This is a genomic window from Rhodococcus sp. NPDC055112 (assembly GCF_053607505.1).
The window spans coordinates 148,673-169,426 of sequence record NZ_JBSGTR010000003.1 but is presented as its reverse complement, the minus strand read 5'-3'; the positions used below and the strand labels follow the sequence as shown (position 1 = coordinate 169,426).

General features: G+C 70.0%; 21 protein-coding genes and 1 pseudogene. 9 read left to right on the top strand and 13 right to left on the bottom strand.

Features of this window, described 5'->3' with window-relative positions:
* Positions 1-103 precede the first annotated feature (103 nt).
* Entirely contained in the window at positions 104-877 is a 774-nt protein-coding gene (locus tag ACWFRB_RS03335) for an SDR family NAD(P)-dependent oxidoreductase (protein WP_452638822.1), read from the top strand.
* 22 nt (positions 878-899) lie between these two features.
* Here ACWFRB_RS03335 and ACWFRB_RS03330 read toward each other — a convergent pair whose 3' ends face one another.
* Positions 900-1,661, bottom strand: a complete 762-nt coding sequence (locus ACWFRB_RS03330; RefSeq protein ID WP_452638821.1) for an SWIM zinc finger family protein — start codon at positions 1,659-1,661, stop codon at positions 900-902.
* Entirely contained in the window at positions 1,658-4,504 is a 2,847-nt protein-coding gene (locus tag ACWFRB_RS03325) for a DEAD/DEAH box helicase (RefSeq protein ID WP_452638820.1), read from the bottom strand. Before ACWFRB_RS03325 ends, ACWFRB_RS03330 begins: the two co-directional genes overlap by 4 nt.
* A gap of 104 nt (positions 4,505-4,608) precedes the next feature.
* On the opposite strand from ACWFRB_RS03325, the gene ACWFRB_RS03320 reads away from it, so the two are divergent.
* The 4 genes from ACWFRB_RS03320 (at position 4,609) to ACWFRB_RS03305 (ending at position 7,425) form a co-directional block, all read left to right on the top strand.
* Entirely contained in the window at positions 4,609-4,926 is a 318-nt protein-coding gene (locus tag ACWFRB_RS03320) for a hypothetical protein (protein WP_452638819.1), read from the top strand.
* A 108-nt stretch (positions 4,927-5,034) separates the two neighbouring features.
* Entirely contained in the window at positions 5,035-5,979 is a 945-nt protein-coding gene (locus ACWFRB_RS03315; protein ID WP_452638817.1) for an esterase/lipase family protein, read from the top strand.
* A 102-nt stretch (positions 5,980-6,081) separates the two neighbouring features.
* Positions 6,082-6,543, top strand: a complete 462-nt coding sequence (locus tag ACWFRB_RS03310) for a hypothetical protein (protein ID WP_452638815.1) — start codon at positions 6,082-6,084, stop codon at positions 6,541-6,543.
* A gap of 51 nt (positions 6,544-6,594) precedes the next feature.
* On the top strand, positions 6,595-7,425 hold the full coding sequence (locus ACWFRB_RS03305) for a shikimate 5-dehydrogenase (protein WP_452638813.1): 831 nt from the start codon (positions 6,595-6,597) through the stop codon (positions 7,423-7,425).
* 27 nt (positions 7,426-7,452) lie between these two features.
* Here ACWFRB_RS03305 and ACWFRB_RS03300 read toward each other — a convergent pair whose 3' ends face one another.
* The 5 genes and pseudogenes from ACWFRB_RS03300 to nagB all read right to left on the bottom strand — a co-directional run bounded on the left by ACWFRB_RS03300 (position 7,453) and on the right by nagB (position 12,698).
* Positions 7,453-8,316 carry a sulfurtransferase gene (locus tag ACWFRB_RS03300; RefSeq protein ID WP_452638834.1) on the bottom strand — a complete coding sequence of 288 codons (864 nt, stop codon included), beginning with the start codon at positions 8,314-8,316 and terminating at the stop codon, positions 7,453-7,455.
* Positions 8,302-8,793: pseudogene (locus ACWFRB_RS03295) on the bottom strand (O-acetyl-ADP-ribose deacetylase); the annotation flags it as partial. The pseudogene ACWFRB_RS03295 and the gene ACWFRB_RS03300, both read right to left, overlap by 15 nt.
* A gap of 79 nt (positions 8,794-8,872) precedes the next feature.
* Positions 8,873-10,444 carry a molybdopterin-dependent oxidoreductase gene (locus ACWFRB_RS03290; RefSeq protein ID WP_452638811.1) on the bottom strand — a complete coding sequence of 524 codons (1,572 nt, stop codon included), beginning with the start codon at positions 10,442-10,444 and terminating at the stop codon, positions 8,873-8,875.
* 102 nt (positions 10,445-10,546) lie between these two features.
* Complete coding sequence (locus ACWFRB_RS03285) at positions 10,547-11,827, bottom strand: serine hydrolase domain-containing protein (protein WP_452638810.1); 1,281 nt, start codon at positions 11,825-11,827, stop codon at positions 10,547-10,549.
* A 91-nt stretch (positions 11,828-11,918) separates the two neighbouring features.
* Complete coding sequence (gene nagB, locus ACWFRB_RS03280) at positions 11,919-12,698, bottom strand: glucosamine-6-phosphate deaminase (RefSeq protein ID WP_452638808.1); 780 nt, start codon at positions 12,696-12,698, stop codon at positions 11,919-11,921.
* A 199-nt stretch (positions 12,699-12,897) separates the two neighbouring features.
* Between nagB and ACWFRB_RS03275 the strand changes: the two genes are divergently transcribed.
* Together ACWFRB_RS03275 and ACWFRB_RS03270 are read left to right on the top strand one after the other, a co-directional pair.
* Positions 12,898-13,338, top strand: a complete 441-nt coding sequence (locus ACWFRB_RS03275; RefSeq protein WP_452638806.1) for a VOC family protein — start codon at positions 12,898-12,900, stop codon at positions 13,336-13,338.
* A gap of 120 nt (positions 13,339-13,458) precedes the next feature.
* Positions 13,459-14,709, top strand: coding sequence for a benzoate/H(+) symporter BenE family transporter (locus tag ACWFRB_RS03270; RefSeq protein ID WP_452638805.1), 1,251 nt, complete (start codon positions 13,459-13,461; stop codon positions 14,707-14,709).
* Here ACWFRB_RS03270 and ACWFRB_RS03265 read toward each other — a convergent pair.
* Positions 14,684-15,370, bottom strand: a complete 687-nt coding sequence (locus ACWFRB_RS03265; RefSeq protein ID WP_452638804.1) for an alpha/beta fold hydrolase — start codon at positions 15,368-15,370, stop codon at positions 14,684-14,686. The two genes, ACWFRB_RS03270 and ACWFRB_RS03265, sit on opposite strands and share 26 nt — an antisense overlap.
* An 83-nt stretch (positions 15,371-15,453) precedes the next feature.
* On the opposite strand from ACWFRB_RS03265, the gene ACWFRB_RS03260 reads away from it, so the two are divergent.
* Positions 15,454-15,861, top strand: coding sequence for a helix-turn-helix transcriptional regulator (locus ACWFRB_RS03260; RefSeq protein WP_452638803.1), 408 nt, complete (start codon positions 15,454-15,456; stop codon positions 15,859-15,861).
* Positions 15,862-15,876: 15 nt separating this feature from the next.
* A complete protein-coding gene (locus ACWFRB_RS03255; RefSeq protein WP_452638801.1) occupies positions 15,877-16,329 on the top strand; it encodes an acyl-CoA thioesterase in 453 nt (150 codons plus the stop codon).
* 26 nt (positions 16,330-16,355) lie between these two features.
* Here the strand turns inward: ACWFRB_RS03255 and ACWFRB_RS03250 are convergent, their stop codons facing one another.
* The 5 genes from ACWFRB_RS03250 to ACWFRB_RS03230 form a co-directional block, all read right to left on the bottom strand.
* Positions 16,356-17,174 (bottom strand): SDR family NAD(P)-dependent oxidoreductase, encoded by an 819-nt coding sequence (locus ACWFRB_RS03250; protein ID WP_452638800.1) that lies wholly within the window; start codon positions 17,172-17,174, stop codon positions 16,356-16,358.
* 127 nt (positions 17,175-17,301) lie between these two features.
* Positions 17,302-17,919 (bottom strand): TetR/AcrR family transcriptional regulator, encoded by a 618-nt coding sequence (locus tag ACWFRB_RS03245; protein WP_452638799.1) that lies wholly within the window; start codon positions 17,917-17,919, stop codon positions 17,302-17,304.
* Positions 17,920-18,016: 97 nt separating this feature from the next.
* A complete protein-coding gene (locus tag ACWFRB_RS03240; RefSeq protein ID WP_174562951.1) occupies positions 18,017-18,109 on the bottom strand; it encodes a VENN motif pre-toxin domain-containing protein in 93 nt (30 codons plus the stop codon).
* Positions 18,110-18,244: 135 nt separating this feature from the next.
* Positions 18,245-19,276, bottom strand: a complete 1,032-nt coding sequence (locus ACWFRB_RS03235) for a phosphotransferase family protein (RefSeq protein ID WP_452638798.1) — start codon at positions 19,274-19,276, stop codon at positions 18,245-18,247.
* Between the two features lie 40 nt (positions 19,277-19,316).
* Complete coding sequence (locus ACWFRB_RS03230) at positions 19,317-20,552, bottom strand: acyl-CoA dehydrogenase family protein (protein ID WP_452638796.1); 1,236 nt, start codon at positions 20,550-20,552, stop codon at positions 19,317-19,319.
* Positions 20,553-20,754: the final 202 nt, after the last annotated feature.

Genomic DNA, 20,754 nt, shown 5'->3' with positions numbered 1-20,754 from the left:
GTCCTTCTGGTCCCGTAGCGGGCCGGAAGGACTCACGGGCGGCGTAGCCGCTGAGCGGGACGAGGGGGTTGTGGGCGCCCCCTGGCAGGCCGACGCTGGGAACATGTCTGAATCCACCAAGCCCTCCCTCACGACCGCCGTCGTCGTCACCGGCGGCGCCTCCGGCATCGGCCTCGCCTCCGCCCGCGCGCTCGCCGAGGCGGGCCGCCCCGTCGCCCTCTGGGACCTCAACGAGGCCAAGGCCAAGTCCGAGGCCGACGCCATCGCCGCCGAGTTCGGCGTCGCCGCGATCGGCGTCGGTGTCGACCTGAGCAACCCGGACCTGTACGCGGACGCGCTCGCCACCACCCGCGCCGCGCTGCCGAACATCGGCGGCCTCGTGCACGCCGCAGGCGTCGTCGACCAGGGCTCGCTCGAGGGCGTCACCGTGGACGTGTGGGACCTGGGCATCAACACCCACCTGCGCCCGCTGGTGCTGCTGACCAAGGAGCTGCTGCCGGACTTCCAGGCGAACCCGGGCTCGGCGATCGTCGGCATCTCGTCGATCAACGCGCACCTCGGCAACGCCATCAACCCGGTGTACAGCGCGGCCAAGGGCGGCATGCTCGCGGTCGTCCGCTCGCTCGCCGACCGGCTCGGGCCCGACGGCATCCGCATCAACTGCGTCTCCCCCGGACAGATCCTCACGCCGATGCTGCAGCCCACCGTCGATCTGCTGCCCGAGGGCACGTTCGAGCGCCGCATCCTGATGGGCCGCCTCGGCCGCCCCGAAGAGGTCGGCCGGGTGGTCCGCTTCATGCTGTCCGACGAGGCCAGCTACATCACGGCCAGCGAGCTGGTCGTCGACGGCGGCAACATCTCCTCGCAGCGCATGTAGTTCGGCGTCACCGCGTCGGGCGTCACTGCCCGCCCAGGATCCGGTAGGTGGCCGTCAGCTCGCGGAGGGCGGCGGCCACCACCGGCTCCTCCACCCCTCCCGCCCGCAGCGCCCGGCGCAACGGCTCCGGGGTGAGATCGTCCGGCGCGGGCCGGAACTCGACCCGCGGCAGCGGCGGCAGCTCGATCCGGTCACCGAAGTAGTCGTCGAGATCGGGTGCGGACTCCGCGTCCTCGCCGTCCGAGTCGAACGAGCGGATCAGGCTGTCGAGATCGAGCCCGCGGAGGGTGAGGATGACCAGCGGCTCGGTGTCCAGCCGCTGCGCGGTGAGATAGACGATGGCCGCCGCGTGCTTGCACGGCCAGCCCTGGTCCGGGCAGGTGCAACCGAAGTCCAGGTCGCCGGACTCGGTGGGCAACAACAGTTCCCCGAGCTCGATCGGTACCGTTCCCGAGGCGAGGGTGGCGAGCATGCCCGGCGTCCTGCGCACCCGGTCGATCAACACATCGACGGTGTCGGGGTCGAGCGGGCGGAGGGTGAACGTCGCGGTGAACGGGTCGATCTGACTGCCCTGGACCTCGCCGACCACCGCACCTGGCGCGATCCGGTAGCTGATCACCTGGCCCGCGCGGGCGGAGCCGCGTCCGCGGGCGATCCGGCCGGTGTCGGCGATCCGCTCGATCGAGGACACCAGCGCGCGACCCCACCAGGACTGGGCAAAGGGGCCGCCGCGCTCCGCGCGCCGGGTGCCGAACTGGCTGAAATCGGTGCGTCTCCGGCTCATTCGCCCACCGCCTCCTCGCCGAGCATCATCAGTTCGCGGAGCTCATCCGTGGACATCTCGGTGATCCAGTTCTCGCCGGTGCCGACGGCGAGGTCCGCCAGTTCCGACTTGCTCGCCAGCATCGCGTCGATCCGCTCCTCGAGGGTGCCGACGCACACCAGCTTGCGGACCTGCACGTCGCGACGCTGACCGATCCGGAAGGCGCGGTCGGTGGCCTGGTTCTCGACCGCGGGGTTCCACCAGCGGTCCAGGTGCACAACGTGATTGGCCGCGGTGAGGTTGAGCCCGGTACCGCCCGCCTTGAGCGAGAGCAGCATTATGGGCGCGGCGTCCCCGCCCTGGAACCCCTCCACCATCGCGTCCCGCTTGGCCCGCGACACCCCACCGTGCAGGAACGGCACCTCGGCACCGAACCGCTCGGCCAGATACGGGGCCACGAGCGAGCCGAACTCGCGGAACTGGGTGAACAGCAGCGCACGCTCGCCGTCGGCGAGCACCGACTCCAGGATGTCCTCGACGAGGCCGAGCTTGCCGGACCGGTGCCCGCCGCGACGCAGCATCGGCGAGCCGTCGCCGAGGAAGTGGGCCGGGTGATTGCACACCTGCTTGAGCCTGGTCAGCGCCGCGAGCACCGCACCCTTGCGGGCGGCGCCCTCGGTGTCCCTGATCCGCTCCATCATGTCGTCGAGCACGGCCCGGTAGAGGGAGGCCTGCTCGGCGGTGAGGTTCGCGCGCACGGTCATCTCGAACTTCTCCGGCAGGTCCGAGATCACCGCGGGATCGGTCTTGACCCGGCGCAGCACGAACGGCGAGGTCACGGTCCGCAGCCGCGCCAACGCGCCCTCGTCGTGCTCGCGTTCGATGGGCACGGCGAACCGGGCTCGGAACTGCTGGGCGCTGCCGAGCATTTTCGGGTTCACGAAGTCCAGGATCGAGCGCAGCTCGTCGAGCCGGTTCTCGACGGGGGTGCCGGTCAGCGCGAGCCGGTGCGCCGCCGGGATCGCCCGCGCCGCCCGCGCCTGGGCGGTGCCCGAGTTCTTGACGTGCTGGGCCTCGTCGAGCACCATCCGGCGCCAGTTCTGCTCGCCGAGGGCGGCGGTGTCCCTGGCCAGCAGCGCGTACGTGGTGATCACCAGGTCGTGTTCGGCCACCGCCGCGGTCAGCTGCTCCGCGCGCAGGCGGTCGGTGCCGTGGTGGACGAGTACCCGCAGGCCCGGCGTGAACCGGGCGGCCTCGCGCTGCCAGTTCCCGACCACGGACATGGGACAGACCAGCAGGGTCGGCCCCTGGCGCCGCGCCCCCGCGGTGCGTTCGTGGGCGAGCAGCGCGAGCAGTTGCACCGTCTTACCAAGGCCCATGTCGTCGGCGAGCACCGCGCCGAGCCCGAGGTCGCTCATGAACACCAGCCAGTCCAGCCCGCGCCGCTGATAGGGCCGCAGCCGGGCCTCGAGCCCGGGCGGTTGCGGCACGCTGGTCGGCCGCGCTCCCGAATCGAGCAGTCCCGCAACCCAACCGGTGGCCGTGATCTCCTCCACCGGCGCCGGCGGCGGCTCCGGCGCGGTGAGCTGGCCCAGGAGGTCGGCGAGGGTGCCTCCGCCGTCGCCTGCCTGCCGGATGACGTACTTGGCGGCCCGCGCGAGGACGGTCTTGTCGGCCTGTACCCACTGTCCCCGCAGCCGGACCAGGTCGGTCTTGGCTCGGGTCAGCTGCGCCATCTCGGCGGGCGTGAGCACCAGGTCGCCGAGCGCGAGCTCCCAGTTGTACGCGACGAGCTGGTTCATCCCGACCGCGCTGTCCTCGGTGTCGGCCGCGACCGGCGGGCTGGTCACCCGCAGCCGCAGCGACGGGGCCACCACGCTCCACGCGCGCGGCAGCATCAACGTGACGCCCGCGTCGGCGAGCACCCTGGCCCCGTGCGCGACCAGGTCGGTCACCACTTCCAGGGGCAGCAGCAGGTCCAGGCTGTCCGGGTCCGACGGCACCGCACGGAGCATCGGGTAGGCGGCCATCGCCTCGGCGAGCTTGCGGACGCCGACCGTGAGCGCCTTGGGATCACCCAGGTGCACCGGCACCGGGCTGGGCGCCTCGCCCTCGGGCCGCAGGCAGACCTGCAGCCGCCAGAGCACGAGGGCGCCGTCCTCGAGGGCGGACTCGTCGTCGTCCTCCGGTTCGAGCAGCCGCAGAACCAGGTCCGGCTCGTCCACGGTGAGGCTCTGCCGCCACTGCTGCAGATCGGTGGCCATCCGCTGGGAGCCCTCCGCGAACGGAGTGCCCTCGGCGAGCGCCGCGAGCAGCGGGTGCTCGCTGCCGCGGTCGCCGAGCAGGTCGCGCACGATCGGGTCGGTGATCTCGAAGACGAAATCCTCCAGGACCTTTCGCGCTCCGCCGGATCCGCGGAGCACCGCGGGCGTCACCGCCGCCAACTCCGAGATCCAGGCCCGCTGCCGGTCGCCCCCGACGAGCCGCCACCGGGCCCACCACTGGCCGTCCGCGCGTTCGAGCTCGGGCACGACCCGGCCCGCCCGGACCCAGCTCCGTACCCCCCTGGCCACGTGCGCGAGGAAGCGGAGGTCGCCGGGGATACCGGGAGTCGGTCCGGTGGGGAGGTCGAGCAGCAGCGCGGCGGCGGCAGGCGGCGCCAGCGCGAGGGCGGGCACCGTCACCTCGCCGAGGGTGCCGTCGCCGTTCGGCAGCGACACGGTGACCCGGTGCCGGAACCTGCGGCCGAGGGCCCGCCGCAGCGACACGGGCAGGTGCTCGATGTCGTCCTCGACCGACTCGGGTGCACCGCCGTCGCGCCACAGCATCAGCCCCGATCCCGGGGACCACACCGCGTGCACCATCAGCCCATCCAATCAGGCAGCCACGACAAGTCGCGACGACGCTGGATTAATCCGTCTGACCAGCGGGATAATGGGCCATTGGGCGAATCGCACGGGAGCGAGAGATGACCATCTTGGTTCAGGTGCTCGAACAGGGCTACTCGCACAGCACGCCGTGGCAGCAGCGGAGATACCAGTTCGTCGACGCCGCGCACATCGTCGGCCTGCGGCTGGACGGGCAATCCGGCGTGTGGCTGGACATGACCCGACCCGGCGAGTCGCACCAGTTGGCGCTGACGCCATCGCCCGACCTCTCGATCTACTTCCTGATGCGGGTCTTCGACGACATCGCGAACTGCGAGCGCCAGGGCGGCTCCTGGATGATCGGCCACGACGGCAGCAACCTCGAGTCGATCGTCGCCACCCGCTTCCCCGTGCCCTGACGGTGCGGGGCACCGAACCTGCCCGATTTCCCCCTATGCAACCAACCGAGCACTTGCTAGGTTGCTGTGATCCGCAATCACAGTGATCCATACAACAATGGGGGGCACATGTTCCGAGCGTCACGCACCGCGGCCTTCGTCCTGTCGCTGGCCGCGCTGGTCCTGCCGTTCGGGGCGGGGGTGGCCCAGGCCGAGCCGCTGCCGGAGAACTACAACTTCTTCGCGGGCATCCCGAACGAGCTGACCAACCCCGGCGGCTCGCTGCCCGGCGCGAACGACTTCGGATGCAAGCCGACCGCGGAACACCCGCGACCGGTGGTGCTGGTGCACGGAACGGGCGGCGGGCAGCAGACCAACTGGGGCGCCTACGTCCCGATGCTCAAGAACGCCGGCTTCTGCGTGTTCGCCCTGACCTATGGGGCGATTCCCGGCGCACCATGGCCGATCTCGGCCATCGGCGGGATGGGCCCGCTCGAGAACAGCGCCGGCGAGTTCAAGACCTTCGTCGAGCGGGTGCTGTCCGCCACCGGCGCCCAGACGGTGGACGTCGTCGGCCACTCGCAGGGCACGCTGATCCCGACGTACTACCTCAAGCACCTCGGCGGCGAGGGCACGATCACCAACTACGTCTCCGTCGCACCGCCGTGGCTGGGCCTGACCACCATGGGCGTCGACGCCTTGCCCGCCTACGCCGAGCGGCTGGGGGTGCCCGAGACCTCGATTCCCGTCTGCCAGGGCTGTGGTGAGATGACCGCCGAGTCGGAGCTGATCAAGAAGATCAACGCAGGCGGCACCCCCTACGTCAAGGGCGTGAACTACACCAACATCTCCACCCGGTACGACGAGGCCATCGCCCTGTCTCAGGGTCAGGTGCAGGGACCTCCCGGCTACACGGTGAACAACATCGTCGTGCAGGACACCTGCGCGCAGGACTACTCCGAGCACGCCGCCATCGCCGGCTCCAAGCGCGCGGCGTACATGGTGTTCAACGCGCTCGACCCGGCGCACCGGCGCGAGGTGCCGTGCATGTTCGTACCGCCGTTCACGGGCTGACCCGTCCGGCGTCGGGACGGTGTCCCGGTCCCGACAAACGGAAATGCCAGGCCAATCCGCCGGGGTAGCGTCGAACAACTGTCCGGCGACGATCGGAACGACATGTCTCTTGCCACGCTCGGCAGGTCGATCGTGATCGGCGGCCTGGCGCTGGCCGGGCCGTTCGGTGCAAGCGCCCCCGCGACGGCGGATCCGACGCAGGACAGGTGGGTGACCATCCCGGACACGGCGACCGTCGCCGACGGACTCGCCTGTGGCGGCCGAATCGGAGGCGTCACCGTCGCCACGGACAGGCTCACCGGGCTGGTCTACGTCCGACTGAACGCGACGTTCGTCGGCATATCGACGACGCCCGGAGAGCTGTGCTCGGTATCGGCGACGCTGCACTGGCGCAACCTGGGCAGCGGCGCTGCGGGATCGTGGTCCGCCGAGGTCAGCGGCGGGGTGATCGACTTTCCCGCGGAGCCGTGGACGCACCTCGAGACGGGGTCCGGCCGCGTCGAGGTCACGCTCACCACCGATCGTCCGCACATTCCTCGCGTCACGCAGATCGACGTGTATTGAGAGGGCCGACCGGGTGGACTACCGGCGGCCCCCGCCGATAGCGTCGAGTGGGTGAGCCGAACCATCCGAGACGCCCTGACCAAGGACACCCGCCTGTGCATGTCTCTCGCGGCGCGTCCGTCGAACATCGGCACCCGGTTCCACAACTTCCTCTATGAGGAACTGGGCCTGGACTTCGTCTACAAGGCGTTCACCACCACGGACCTGCCCGCCGCCATCGCAGGCATCCGGGCCCTCGGCATCCGCGGCTGCGGCGTCTCGATGCCGTTCAAGGAGGCCTGCATCGAGCACGTCGACGTGATGCACGATTCGGCGTCCGCCATCGCCTCGGTGAACACCATCGTGAACGAGGAGGGTGTGCTGCACGCCTACAACACCGACTACGAGGCGGTCGCGACGCTGCTCGCCGAGCACCGGGTCCCCCCTGCGCTCTCCGCCGCCGTCGCGGGCAGCGGCGGGATGGCCAAGGCCGTGGTGGCCGCGCTGCGCGACAACGGGTTCGGTGAGGTCACTGTCATCGCCCGCAACGAGGTCACCGGGCGAGCGCTCGCCGACCAGTACGGCTTCGGCTGGCGCGCGGAACTGGGCGAGCAGCGGCCGGGGCTGCTGGTGAACGCCACCCCGATCGGGATGTCAGGTGGGCCAGGAGCCGAGCTCTCACCATTCCCCGGCGAGGCCGTCGGCGCGGCCGAGGCGGTGTTCGACGTGGTGGCCATGCCACCGCAGACCCCGCTGGTCCGCGCGGCAACAGAACTGGGCAAGACCGTCATCACCGGCGCCGAGGTGATCGCGCTGCAGGCCGCGGCCCAGTTCGAGCTCTACACCGGGGTGCGCCCGACCCCGGACCAGATCCGCCGGGCCTCTGAGTATTCGCGGTCCTGACCGGGTGAGTCGGGCCTAGTGCGGGCCCTAGGGGGTCGGTCCGGTCGCGACGGGACGATCCGGGTCGCTTGACCACTGCGACCACGAGCCCGGGTACAGAGCCGCCTCGATCCCGGCGATGGCCAGCGCGGCGACCTCGTGCGCGGCCGTCACCCCCGAACCGCAGTAGACCGCGACCGGCGCCGAACCGTCGGCGCCCAGCCCGGCGAAGCGTCGGCGCAGCGTCTCTGCGTCCGCGAATCGTCCTGCGCCGTCGAGGTTCTCGGCTGTCGGGGCGCTACGCGCCCCCGGGATGTGGCCCGCGCGCGGGTCCACCGGCTCCACCTCGCCGCGGTATCGCTCGGCGGCGCGGGCGTCGAGCAGCACCCCGTCCGCCGCGAGCTCGGAGGCCTCTCCCGCCGTCACCGTCGGCAGGTGTCCGGCGGTGAGCACCACGTCCCCGGCCCGCACCGGTTGGCCCGCACCGGATTCCAGGTCGAGCCCCGCCGAAGTCCACGCCGACAGCCCGCCGTCGAGCATCCGGACGTCGGAGACCCCGGCCCAGCGCAGCAGCCACCAGGCGCGCGCGGCGGCGGTGTTCCCGGTGGCGTCGTAGACGACGACGGCGTCGCCGGTGTCGATCCCCCACCGCCTGGCCGCGGACTGTAGGTCGTCGATCTCGGGTAGCGGGTGTCTGCCGTGTTCCGGCGCGGGCGGCGCGGCCAGCTCGGTTTCCAGGTCGACGAACGAGGCGCCCGGAATGTGCCCGTCGTGGAAGTGTTCCCGGCCGTTCGGGTCGCCGAGCGCCCAGCGGACGTCGAGCACCACCGGCGGCCTTGGCTCGCCCAGCCGAGCCGCGAGTTCCTCGGCGGTGACGAGCACCCCGAGCTCGCGTCGCAGCAGTTCGGCCATCGGCTCGCCGAACGCGACGAAGGTGACCGTCCGCACCGAGGTGCCGGAGCGGCGCACCGCGGTGACCGCCTGATGCACGGCGTCGGCGTGCGGCCAGCCGTAGACGCCCGCCGAGATCAGCGGGAACGCCACTGTCCGCGCGCCCAGCTCGTCGGCCACCTCGAGGCTGCGGGTGTACGCCGAACGCAGCACCGCCGACCGGTCCTCGTCGGCCGAGTACACCGGGCCCACCGTGTGAATCACCCAGCGCGCGGACAGATCTCCCGCGGTGGTCGCGACGGCGTCGCCCGCGGGCAGCCCGTCCGGCAGCGTGCTCGCGCGCAGCCGTCGACACTCCTCGAGGATGCTCGGCCCGCCGGCTCGGTGGATGGCGCCGTCCACTCCCCCGCCGCCGAGCAGTCCGGAGTTCGCCGCGTTCACGATCGCGTCCGCCTCGACCTTCGTGATGTCCCCGCGAAGCACCCCGATAGCCACCATGGCCACACCGTACCGCCGCCGAGTGTGCAGATGCGGTGACAAACCCCCAGGAAGCGCGACAGCAAGTGCACACTCGGCGTCAGCGCACGGTGATGGTGCGGCTGTGCCAGCCGGTGGCGCCGTCGGGGATCGGCGCGGCGCGCTCCTCGGTCTGGACGTTGCCGCCCTGATCGGTGGCGCGCACCTGCACGTTGTGCACCCCCGCGGGCGCATCCCACTGCCAGGACCACTGGCGCCAGGTGTCGACGGAGTACTCGGGCGCGAGGGTCGCGGGCTGCCACGGCCCCTCGTCCACCCGCACCTCCACCCTCTCGATACCCCGGTGCTGTGCCCAGGCGGTGCCCGCGATCGTCACCCGTCCCTCTGGCACCGGCGCGAACGCCGCGGGCACGTCGATCCGGGAGGCCGTCTTGATCGGTGCCCTGTCCCCCCATCCGCGTTTGGTCCAATACGCCTGTGCCCGATCGAATCTGGTGAGCTCCCAGTCGACCACCCACTTGGTCGCCGAGACGAAGCCGTACAGCCCCGGCACCACCTGGCGAACCGGGAACCCGTGCTCGAGCGGCAGCGGCTCGCCGTTCATCGCGATGGCCAGCAGCGCGTCGCGGCCGTCGCGCAGCACCTCGACGGGCGTTCCGACGGTAAATCCGTCGACGCTCGTGGACAACAACATGTCCGCGTCGCGCTGCACCCCGACCTCGTCGAGCAGATCCGCGATCGGGAAGCCGACCCAGGTGGCATTGCCCGCGAGCTCGCCGCCGACCTCGTTCGAGACACAGGTCAACGTGATCCTGCGCTCGACGGGCGTCCGCCGCATCAACTCGTCCCAGCTCAGCGTGACCTCGCGGTCCACCATGCCGTGGATGCGCAGGCGCCACTCCTCGGTCGTCAGACGGGGCACCTGCAGCGCGGTGTCGATGCGGTAGAAGATCGGGTTCGGGGTGATGAACGAGGTCGCGCCGGGGATCTCGACGTCGACTCCGGGCGGGATGGGCGCCGCCCGGTCCACCACCGTGGGAACCCTCACCCGACGCCTGTTCTCGAGCACCCCGCTCAGCCGCTGGTTCATCTGCCGCCCTGCTACCCCCGCGGCGGCGGCCACCGCGACGGCGACAGACGCGATCACCAGGAACCGGCGCCGTCCCATTCCCCCGTCGACGTCGCGCGGCGGTCCGTCGAGTTGGGCGGTGAGCAGCCGCAACACCACGATGCCAAGGGTCACCCCGACCACTGTCGGCACGACATCGGCCCCGCCTGCGCCGGGCCGGTTGTAGGCGGCGTACATCCCGACCAGTCCGAGGCCGGCGAGGATCGCGCTGCCGTACGGCCGCGACGGCCGTTCGACGATGCCAGCGATCGCGGCGATCACCACGATGAGGACCGACATCCCGACGAACAGCGCCGGCTTGTCGTTGGTGCCGAAGGTCGTGATGGCGAACTCCCGGGCCCAGGCCGGGCTGCGATCGACCGTGGTCGATCCGACCGCGAAGAAGGGCGACGATTCCGGGCCGGTCAGCGCCGACAGCAGTTCGCCGACGCCGAGCACCACACCCGCGGCGATCACCCCCGACACCGCCCGCGAGATCAGCCGCAGCGCCCCGTTCCTGACGACGGGGTTCTCGTCCGTTGACGTCGAACTCGTTGCCGGCATGCCCGCCTCCGCTCCCTTGCATGGTAGTTCGCAAGGTCTTCGGAGCCGATGGATCGCGCGGATGGGTACGTCAGCGAAATGGGCGCGTTCGAGTGCCCCGGATCAGCGAGTGGGCTCGGTCGACTGGGTTGTCGCCTCGGGAGTCGTCGTCTCTGGGGTCGTCGCCTCTGGGGTCGGCGCGGCGACGCTCAGCCGGTAGACGTGTTCCGGGGAGATGATCTCGGTGATCGCCGTCGCCAGCAGGGTGCTCGGCTCGCCGCCCTCGTAGGCGATGTCGGTGTTGATCATGATGACGAGGGTCGTCTTCTGCTCCGGCAGGTAGACCGTCACGGTCTGATACCCGGGCAGGCTGCCGTTGTGACCGATCCAGCCGGCGGCGTTGAACAGCCCCAGTCCGTAGCCGACGTCCGGAGGATAACCGGGTGCGTTCACCGTCTCGAGCCGTTGCGCCTGCGTCTCCGGCTTGAGCAGGGTGCCGGTCGCGAGCACCGGTCCCCAGATGTGCAGATCCTCGAGGGTCGAGATCATCGCGCCCGCCGCCCAGCCCCAGGACGGATCCCAGTCGGTGGCCGTGGATTCCTTGCCGTCGGCGGTCTGCACGGTGTAACCCTGCGCGTGCGGGCTGGGGAACGCGTTGGTGGTGGGGAAGCTCGTCTTCTCCATGTGCAACGGTTGGAGGATCCGCTCGTTGATGTAGTCCGGCAGCGAAAGCCCGCTTTCCTTCTCCACCACGAGTCCCAGCAGCACATAGTTGGTGTTGCAGTATTGGAATCCCTGGCCGGGCGGGAAGGTCGCGGGTTGGGCGAACGCATAGTCCAGCAGCTGCTGCGGGGTGAAGGGCGCCTTGGGATCCGCGAAGAATGCCTGCTGGAACTCCGGGCTCTCCGAGTAGTTGGCCAGCCCGCTCTGCATGCGGGCCAGCTCCCGGATGGTGATCTGATCGCCTGCGGGGACGCCGTCGACGTACTTCGAGATGGGGTCGTCGAGGCCCACCTTGCCCTCGTCCACCAGCTGGAGGACGGCGGTGGCAGTGAAGGTCTTGGTCAGGCTGCCGATCCGGCTGTAGAAGTCGGTCTCCATCGGCGCGTCGGTGGACTTGTCGGCGACGCCGAAGGCCTTGACGTAGTTGCCCTCCGGCCCCCAGACGCCGACGATCGCGCCTGGCACGGATGCCTTGGCCATCGTCGCGTTGATCGCGTCGTCCAGGCGCTGGGCGACGGCGGAATCCATCTCCGCGCTCGGTTCGGCGCCTGCAGGCGTGGTGCTGGCCGCCTGTTCCGAGGTCGAATCGTCTGCGCATCCCGCCGCTATCAGCAGGGTGACGGCCGCCGCCGCCAGCAACCCCCGCCGCCGATGTGTCCTGGTCACGACCTGTGCTGTCATCGCCGGGTCCCGTCGTCAGACGTGCAGTTCTCTGCAGAACCTACTCCGGACCGACCGGTCCCACCCCTCGTTTGACCGAAGGACCGTCGTCTCAGAACTGCTGCCAGGTCGGCTTGTGCCGCAACGCGTACCGGTAATAGTCGGCCGACGCGAGCCCCTCCGCTGCCGCCTCGTCGACGACCACGGTGGCATGCCGATGCAGTTGCAGCACCGACGCCGGGCAGAACGCGGTGAGCGGACCCTCCACCGCCGCGGCGATGGCGTCCGACTTGCCCGCCCCGACCGCGACCATCACCAGGTGCCGGGCCTCGCCTATGGTGCCGAGGCCCTGGGTCAGCACGTGGAGCGGGACGTCGTCGACGCTGCCGAAGAAGCGGGCGTTGTCGAGGCGGGTCTGCTCGGTGAGCGTCTTGATGCGCGTCCGTGACGTCAACGACGACCCCGGCTCGTTGAAGCCGATGTGTCCGTCGGTGCCGATCCCGAGCAACTGCACGTCGATGCCGCCGGCCGCGGCGATCGCGGCGTCGTAGCGGGCGGCCTCCGCGGCCAGGTCCTGCGCCTGCCCGTCGAGGCCCTGCACCCGGCCAGGGTCGAGCTTCACCCGATCGACGAACTCGGACCGGATCACGGAAAAGTAGGACTGTTCATGGCTTTTCGGGAGCCCGACGTACTCGTCGAGCAGGAACACCCGGACGGACGAGAAGTCCAACCCGTCGTCGTGGTGCCGCCGGATCAGCTCGCGGTAGCTGCCGAGCGGAGACGACCCGGTCGCGAGGCCGAGCGTCGTCGGGCCTCGGCGCACGGAGCGCTCGACGATGTCGGCGACGGTCGAGGCGACTTCGTCTGGCGTGGACCGGATCACGATCTCCATGTCGCTTCCACCCTACCGGCGACAGACGTTCGATTGACGGACGGTCAATGCTCATGGCCGGGAAATCAGGTGGCTCGTCCCGCACGACCTTTCGAAACCCTGGGTTGGCCCGCGCTTTGCGGCAAGAGCATGTCGAGATCCCGACCCCTGCTCCGTCCCAGCATCGAATCGGCAAGACAAGAACTGGAGGATGGATCCCATGGCACACGTACAACGTTTCGACCACATCGGCATCACCGTTGCGGACCTCGACTCCGCAACGGCGTTCTTCGTCGGACTCGGTCTCGAGGTAGAGGGCACCGGATCCGTGGAGGGCGAGTTCGTGGAGACCGTCTGCGGCATCCCCGGCGCGCACTGTGAGATCGCGATGCTGCGGCCGCCGGGCGGAGGGTCCCGGCTGGAGCTCGCGACCTTCGTCACGCCCGACCACGTGCCCGGATCGCCGACGGCGATGGCCAACGAGGTCGGGCTGCGCAACGTGTCCTTCGAGGTCGGCGACCTCCAGGCGGCCGTCGACGCGGTGGCTGCGGACGGGTACGGGCTCATCGGCGGCATCGGTGAGTACGAGAACAGCGTGCGGATGGCCTACGTGCGTGGGCCCGAGGGGATCATCGTGTCCCTGTTCGAGCAGATCGGCTGACGCAAGAGGGTCCGCGGCTGGCCGGCCACCTCGCCGAGTGTGCAGTCGCCGGGACAAACGCACAGGTAGCGCGACGGCAGGTGCACACTCGACGGGGGCCACGCACACGGCTGCGGCAAGATGGCGGTCGTGTCACGAACTCTCGAGCCCGATCCGACGGGAGCCGAACAGGCGGAGCCCACGGTCGCGCGCGATCCGGGGCTCTCGCACCCGATCAGCGCGGGCGTGGTCACCGCGCTCGTCGGCTTCACCAGTTCCTTCGCCGTGGTGCTCACCGGCCTGCGCGCGGTCGGGGCGAGTCCCGCCGAGGCCGCGTCCGGCCTGATGGCCTTGTGCGTCACCCAGGCGATCGGCATGCTCTGGCTCTCCCGCCACTACCGGATGCCGATCACCCTGGCCTGGTCCACCCCAGGCGCCGCACTGCTGGCCGGAACGGGCCTGGTCGTCGGCGGCTGGCCCGCGGCGGTGGGCGCCTTCATCGTCGTCGGCCTCGCGGTCACGATCACCGGCCTGTGGCCCCGGCTCGGCCGGCTGATCGCCGCGATCCCCACCGCGCTCGCCCAGGCCATGCTCGCGGGGGTGCTGCTCCCGCTCTGCCTCGCCCCGGTCACCGCCTTCCGCGACTCCCCCGCCGCGGTGGCCCCTGTCGTCCTCGTCTGGCTGGTCCTGCTGCGGTTCTCCCGACGCTGGGCCGTGCCCGCGGCCTTCGCCGCTGCCGCCGTGGTGATCGGCGTCAGCATCGCGTTCGGCGACGGCTCCCTCGACACGTCCGCGCTGGCACCGACCCTCGACCTCACCGTCCCGCACTGGACGTGGCAGGCGCTGGTCGGCATCGCGATCCCGCTGTACATCGTGACGATGGCCTCGCAGAACATCCCTGGCACCGCGGTGATGTCGTCCTTCGGGTACCGGGTGCCGTGGAAGTCGGCGATGACCGTCACCGGCATCGGCACCGTGATCGGCGCACCCGCGGGCGGCCACGCGATCAACCTCGCCGCCATCAGCGCCGCCCTCGCCGCCGCCCCGTCCGCGCACCCGGACCCGAAACGGCGCTGGGTGGCCGCCTTCACCGCGGGCTGCTCCTATCTGGTGCTCGCGCTGTGCTCGGCGGCGCTCGCGGCACTGGTCGTCGCAGCGCCGCAGGGCGTGGTCGAGGCGGTCGCGGGCCTGGCGCTGCTGGCCACGCTGGGCGGCTCGCTGGCGGCGGCGGTTGCCGACGAAGCAGACCGGGAGGCGGCGGTGCTCACCTTCCTGATCGCCGCATCGGGGGTCGGCATCCTCGGCATCGGGTCGGCCTTCTGGGCCCTCGTCGCCGGGCTGGTATTCCGGCTGGTGGTGCGCGGCGTCAGGCCCCGGCCGCGAACTCCTTGAGGATCTGGCCAAGCGACGCCGGATCCTGCAGCATCGGCAGGTGGCCCGTCGCCATCTCCCGCCGCCACTGCGTACCGAGCTCGTCGGCGTACCGGCCCTGGAGGGCCGCGGGGAACTCCTTGTCCCCCGTCGTCACGACGTAGCCGGTGCGCGCGGGCAGGGTCCGTGCCGAGACGTGATCCCGGTAGAGGCGCTGCGATTCCGGCGCGAAGTCCGCGACGATGCGCGCGATGTCGTCCTCGCCGAGACCGGCGCACAGGCCCGAACGGATCGCCTTCTCGGGCGGCCGGGTGCCCGCGATGCGCATGATCAGCCCGACGATGTGCCGCTGCGGCGCGGGCAGTGCGCCGAGGAACGAGCGGCCCGCCGACGGCACCGAGGCCGCGACACCGAGCAGCCCGCCGACCCGCTCGGGCGCGAGGGCGGCGACCTCGCTCGCCACGACGCCACCGATCGAGTGCGCCACCACGGTGAACTCACCGTCGGGCGCCTGCGCCAGCACCGCCTGGGCGTAGTCCCGCAGCGTCGCGTCCGCGCGCTTCGGGTAGGACGCGACGACCGAGTCGACGGGCAACGAGGCCCGCACCTCGTCCCAGATCCAGGCCGGAAGCCCTGCGCCGCTGAGGAAGACGATCGGTGTCGACGTCGGTTCGGTGTTCATGCGCACTCCTTGAATGTGAGGGTGAATGTCACAGTAAACGGAGAGCCCGACAAGCAGGTGTCGGCTTCTATAACCTTGTCGCCATGGCCTTCTCGAAGTCCACCGATCCCCACCTGACGCTGCGGCGCATCGAACGCCAGCACGCGGTGATCGAGTGCCTGCGCGCCCGGTCGCCGGAGTTCACGACGGCGCGCGCGCTGGCCGACACCGTGCGCGTGACCCCGCGCACCGTCGAGCGCGACATCGCCCGGATGCGCGAGGCAGGCATCCCGATCGAGGTCCGCAACGGACCGGGCGGCGGGTACGCCATCGATGCCAGGCGCCACGTCGACCCGATCACGCTCACGCCAGGCGAGGCCGCCGCCCTCATCGTCTCGCTGGTCGCGTTGGGGCCAACCGCCACCGACGCCGCCGGTTCGGCGATGGCCAAGCTCGTCGATTCGCTGATCCACACGGCGCCGCCACCGAGGCAGCTGTCCCGACACGCCTGATCTAAGGTCGCCACCATGACCTCCGCCCATTCCGAGCCCACCGCCGCCGACTACCCCGTGCTGTGGCCGGTACCCACCCGCTGGGCGGACAACGACCACTACGGCCACGTCAACAACGTCACCTACTACTCGTACTTCGACACCGCGGTTAACGGCTGGCTGATGTCGGCGGTCGGCGTCGACATCCGCGACCTGCCCGCGATCGGCGTCGTCGCCGAGACCTCGTGCAGGTACCACAGCGAGCTGAGCTTCCCGGACCAGCTGCAGGTCGGCTTGTCGGTGGCCCGGCTCGGCGCGCGCAGCATCGTCTACGCGCTGGCGATCTTCCGGGTGGGCGAGCACGGTGCGCTCGATCTCGCCGCCACGGGACGCTTCGTGCACGTCTACATCGACGCGCAGACCCGGCGCCCGGTGGCGATTCCCGAGGAGATCCGCAGCGCGGTGAGCCAGTTGACCCCTCCGGCCTGAGCCGAGGACGACGGCCGGGCCCGGGGTCAGGTGGCGCTCGCGAACGCCCTCCTCAAGAGCGCGTCCACTGCCCGTGCCGGCACCGCGTGCAGCAGCACTCGGCGCAGGTCCGGGCGCACCGAGTACCGCAGTTTGGGTCGGGAGGCCGTGGCCGCCGTCCAGATGGTGTCGGCGAGGAGCCCCGGATCGTGCGCCCGTTCCTGTTCCCGCACGGCGATGCGGCCCACGCGATCGATCAGCCCGGGAAACAACACGGATCTCGAGCGGGCGCGCTCGAATGCCGCCTCGATGCCGCCGACCATGCCGGTGCGGAACGGTCCCGGTTGAACGACGCTGACGGGAACGCCGAGGAACATCAGTTCCCTCCGAAGCGCATCGGAGTAGGCCTCGACGGCATGTTTGGTCATGGCGTACGGGCCGTTGAGCATCAGCGCGCGCTGCCAGCCGGTCTCGGAGCTGATGGTGACGACCCTGCCCTTGCCCCTGTGGATCAGCGGAAAAGCGGCCTTGATGACGCGATGCATCCCCAGGACGTTGACATCCACCATTCGGCGGAGGTCCCCGTCCTCGAACTCGATCAGGGGCCCGACCATCATGATCCCCGCGAAAGTGACGACGGCGCTCAATCCGTCGGGACACTCGGCCTCGATCGCCTTCAATGCCGCAGCCACCGATTCACCATCGGTGACATCCATTGCGATCGGGACGATGCCCGGCGACGCGTCGGGTTCGTGCAGGTCTGCCGCAAAGACGCGCCAGCCCCTGCGCGCGAAGAACGCCGCCGTGGACGCTCCGAGGCCACCCGCCGCGCCCGTCACGAGCACTGCTCGACTTCCCGAACTCATGCAGATCCTCTCGATGTGGTGAGCGCTTCGCACCCACGTCGTGATGCGGCCACACAGTAGCTGACCTATCGCTCGGTAGGCTAGCTATCGCAGCAAAGACCCGCACTCGACCCCGCGAGCCGCGAGGTCAGTCGGTCGGCGTCACCGCTCGCTGCAACTGTTCGGCGAAGTGGACGAAGGAACCGACCATGTCCACGTCGTCGTCGACCAGCCATTGGTTTTCCAGCCCCTCCACCGCGGCGACCAGCACGAGGGTGGTCATCCTCGGATCGACGTCGCTGCGCACCGAGCCCTCCTCGATACTGCGGCGGAGCGACGATTCGACCAACGATTGCAGGAACTTCTGTCGACCGACGACCCACTCGCGGGCGGGATGCTCCGACCCCGTGGCCTCGGCGGCCGTCAGGTGCGCGAGCTGAACGAGGTCACGATTCTGGACGTTGTGGCGCACGATCCGAACGAGAAAGGCGATCAGCTCGGCGAAGTCCATCCCGGACAGGGCGTCGGGATCCGTGCCCGTCGCGTGCAGATCCTGCACATCCCGGTCGGCGAGCACCGCCATCAACAGCGCCGCCTTGTTGGGGAAATGGTGCAGCAGTCCCGGCTGGGAGATCCCGGCCTCGGCCGCGATCTTCGCGAGGGAACTGCCCCGATATCCATGAACCGCGAAGTGCTCCAAGGCGATCTCGAGGATCCGCGCACGCGACAACTTGCCCGAACGTTCCGCGGAGTCAGTGGTGGCCATGGCCGTGAAGCGTAGCCGCCCCGACCACGTCGACCGAGGCCAGCAACGCCGAACGCCCCGCTCTCGGGAAGCGGGGCATTCGATCAGGTCCGAGTGTTCACGTGGTGGTCTTGGGCTTCGACGAACCCGACGTCAGACCGCCCGCCAGGCCGCCGAGAATCGAGATCAGCTGGCTGAGGATGTTGTCCATGTTGTTCTCCTTCTATGTGATTCTTGCCACCGTGATCCGGCTCACAGAGAAGTCTGCACACTCATCCGGGATTCGTCTACCAGATTTGCGATTTCTTTTACAAGATTCTTTTGGTCACGATTCGAACACGATCGGCTACCGAAGGCCGGCTCTGCGCGCGATGTCCATCGCCTGGGCCACGATGTCGTCGATCAGCTTCGTCGACGGCGCCCCGACGGCGGCCGTGTTCCGCGGATCCTCCATCGTCCGCCGCAGCACCCCCTCGGCGATGATCGAGATCTTCCACAGGGCGAGCGCGTGCCAGAACCCGAGCGCGGCCGGATCCCTGCCGGTCTCGTGCATGTAGGCCTTCGTCAGCTCCTCTCTCGTCGGAAAGCCCTCCAGCGTCGACGCCGCGAACGGCCCGGGCACCTCGTCCTCCGCCTGCGCCCAATACGCCAGCAGCGCACCGACATCCGCGAGCGGATCACCGAGAGTGCACAGTTCCCAGTCCACGACGGCGACCACCCGGCCATCGTCGCGGGCGGTGATCACATTGCTCAGGTGGAAGTCGCCGTGCACCAGGGTCAGCTCGGTCTGCGCGGGGATGGACCGGGTGAGCAGCGCCGCCAACTCGTCGACCGCCGGGATGTCGCGGGTCTTCGATTTGGCCCACTGCCCCGACCAGCGCCTGAGCTGGCGCTCCGCGTACGGCGAGTGGCTCGCCAGATCGTCGAGGCCGGCCAGCTCTAGGTCGACAGCGTGAATGCTGGCCAACGCCTTCGGCATCGACAGCCCGGTGGCCCGTCGACGTTCGGGCGTCAGCTCCTTGGCCACCCCGATGCTGTCGATCACCACACCGTCGACGTAGCTCATCAGCATCAGCGGCGCGTCGGTGATCGCCGGATCCTCGGTCAGGCCCAGCACCTTCGGTACCGGCACCCCAGTCCCCTGCAGGGCGGACAGGATCCGGTACTCCCTGGCCACGTCGTGTGCCGACGCCAACAGGTGCCCGAGCGGCGGCCTGCGCAACACCCACTGGCCACCCCCCGCATCGGACACCAGGTAGGTCAGGTTCGACTGGCCGTTGCCGATCCGCTTGAACTCGAGCGGCGCGACGGCACCGACCCCCATGTCGGCGATCCAGGTCGACACCGCCTCTTCGTCGAGCCCTACGGCGTTGCTCATCGGGTTCCCTTTCCTGTCACGGACTGTGTTGTGGTGTATGTCATTTCGCGGCGGCGACGGACTCTTCGGCGGCGAACCGGTACGGCCGCAGCTCCTGGCGCGCGATGGTCCGTTTGTGGACCTCGTCGGGGCCGTCGGCGAGCCGCAGCGCGCGCAGGTGCGCGTACATCATCGCCAGCGGGAAATCGTCGGACACCCCGCCGCCGCCGTGCACCTGGATCGCGCGGTCGACGATCTTGAGCGCCATCCGCGGCGCGGCCACCTTGATGGCGGCGATCTCGGTGCGCGCCTCCTTGTTGCCGACGGTGTCCATCAGCCAGGCGGCCTTGAGGGTCAGCAGCCGTGCCATCTCGATCTCGATGCGCGCCTCGGCGATCCAGTCCTGGATGTTGGCGCGCGCGCTCAGCGGGCGGCCGAAGGTCACCCGGGTCGACGCCCGCAGGCACATGAGCTCCAGCGCCCGCTCCGCCATCCCGACCGCGCGCATGCAGTGGTGGATGCGCCCCGGTCCGAGCCGGGCCTGGCTGATCATGAAACCCGCACCGGCACCGGCCAACACGTCGGCGTCGGGGACCCGGACGTTCTCGAACAGCACCTCTGCGTGCCCCTCGCGGTCCTGGTAGCCGAACACCGGCAGCCCGCGCACCACCGTGATCCCGGGTGCGTCGATCGGTACCACCATCATCGACTGCTGGCTGTAGACGGGCCCGGCGGGATCGGTCTTGCCCATCACGATCAGCACCCGACAGTTGGCGTGCAACGCATTCGAGGTCCACCACTTGCGCCCGTTGAGCACCCAGTCGTCGCCGTCGCGGACCATGGTCATCTGGATGTTGGTCGCGTCCGAACTGGCGACGTCCGGCTCGGTCATGGCGAACGCGGAGCGGATGGTGCCCTCCAGCAGCGGCCGGAGCCAGCGCTGTTTGTGCTCGTCGGTGCCGAAGAGCGTGAGCACCTCCATGTTCCCGGTGTCCGGGGCGGAGCAGTTGCACGCCTCGGACGCCAGGTGGCTCCGTCCCATGATCTCGGCCAGCGGTGCGTACTCCGAGTTGGTGAGCCCCGGCCCGTACCCGGGATGCGGGTGAAAGAGGTTCCACAGCCCCCGCGACCGCGCCTCGACCTTGAGTTCCTCGATGATCGGCGGCTGGAAGTGCGGATCCCCGGACTCGCGCATCTGCTGCTCGTACACCGCTTCGGCCGGGTAGATCCGCTCGTCCATGAAGGCCACGAGCTTGTCGCGATACTCCTGACAGCGTTCGGTGGGTGCGAAATCCATCTGCTTCCCTCTCCCTGGATCAGCATGCCCGTGACGGCCGCGACCGCGGCGGAAGTACCCAAGCAGCCATGCTAGTTCGCGAATGTGGCTACCACCTGCGGACGCGAATATCGCTGCCGAGCCGCAACAAATCGGATTCGAATCGATTTCGGTCGACCAGGGAACACGACCAGAGGCGAGCCCCTCCAGCGGTAACTTACTC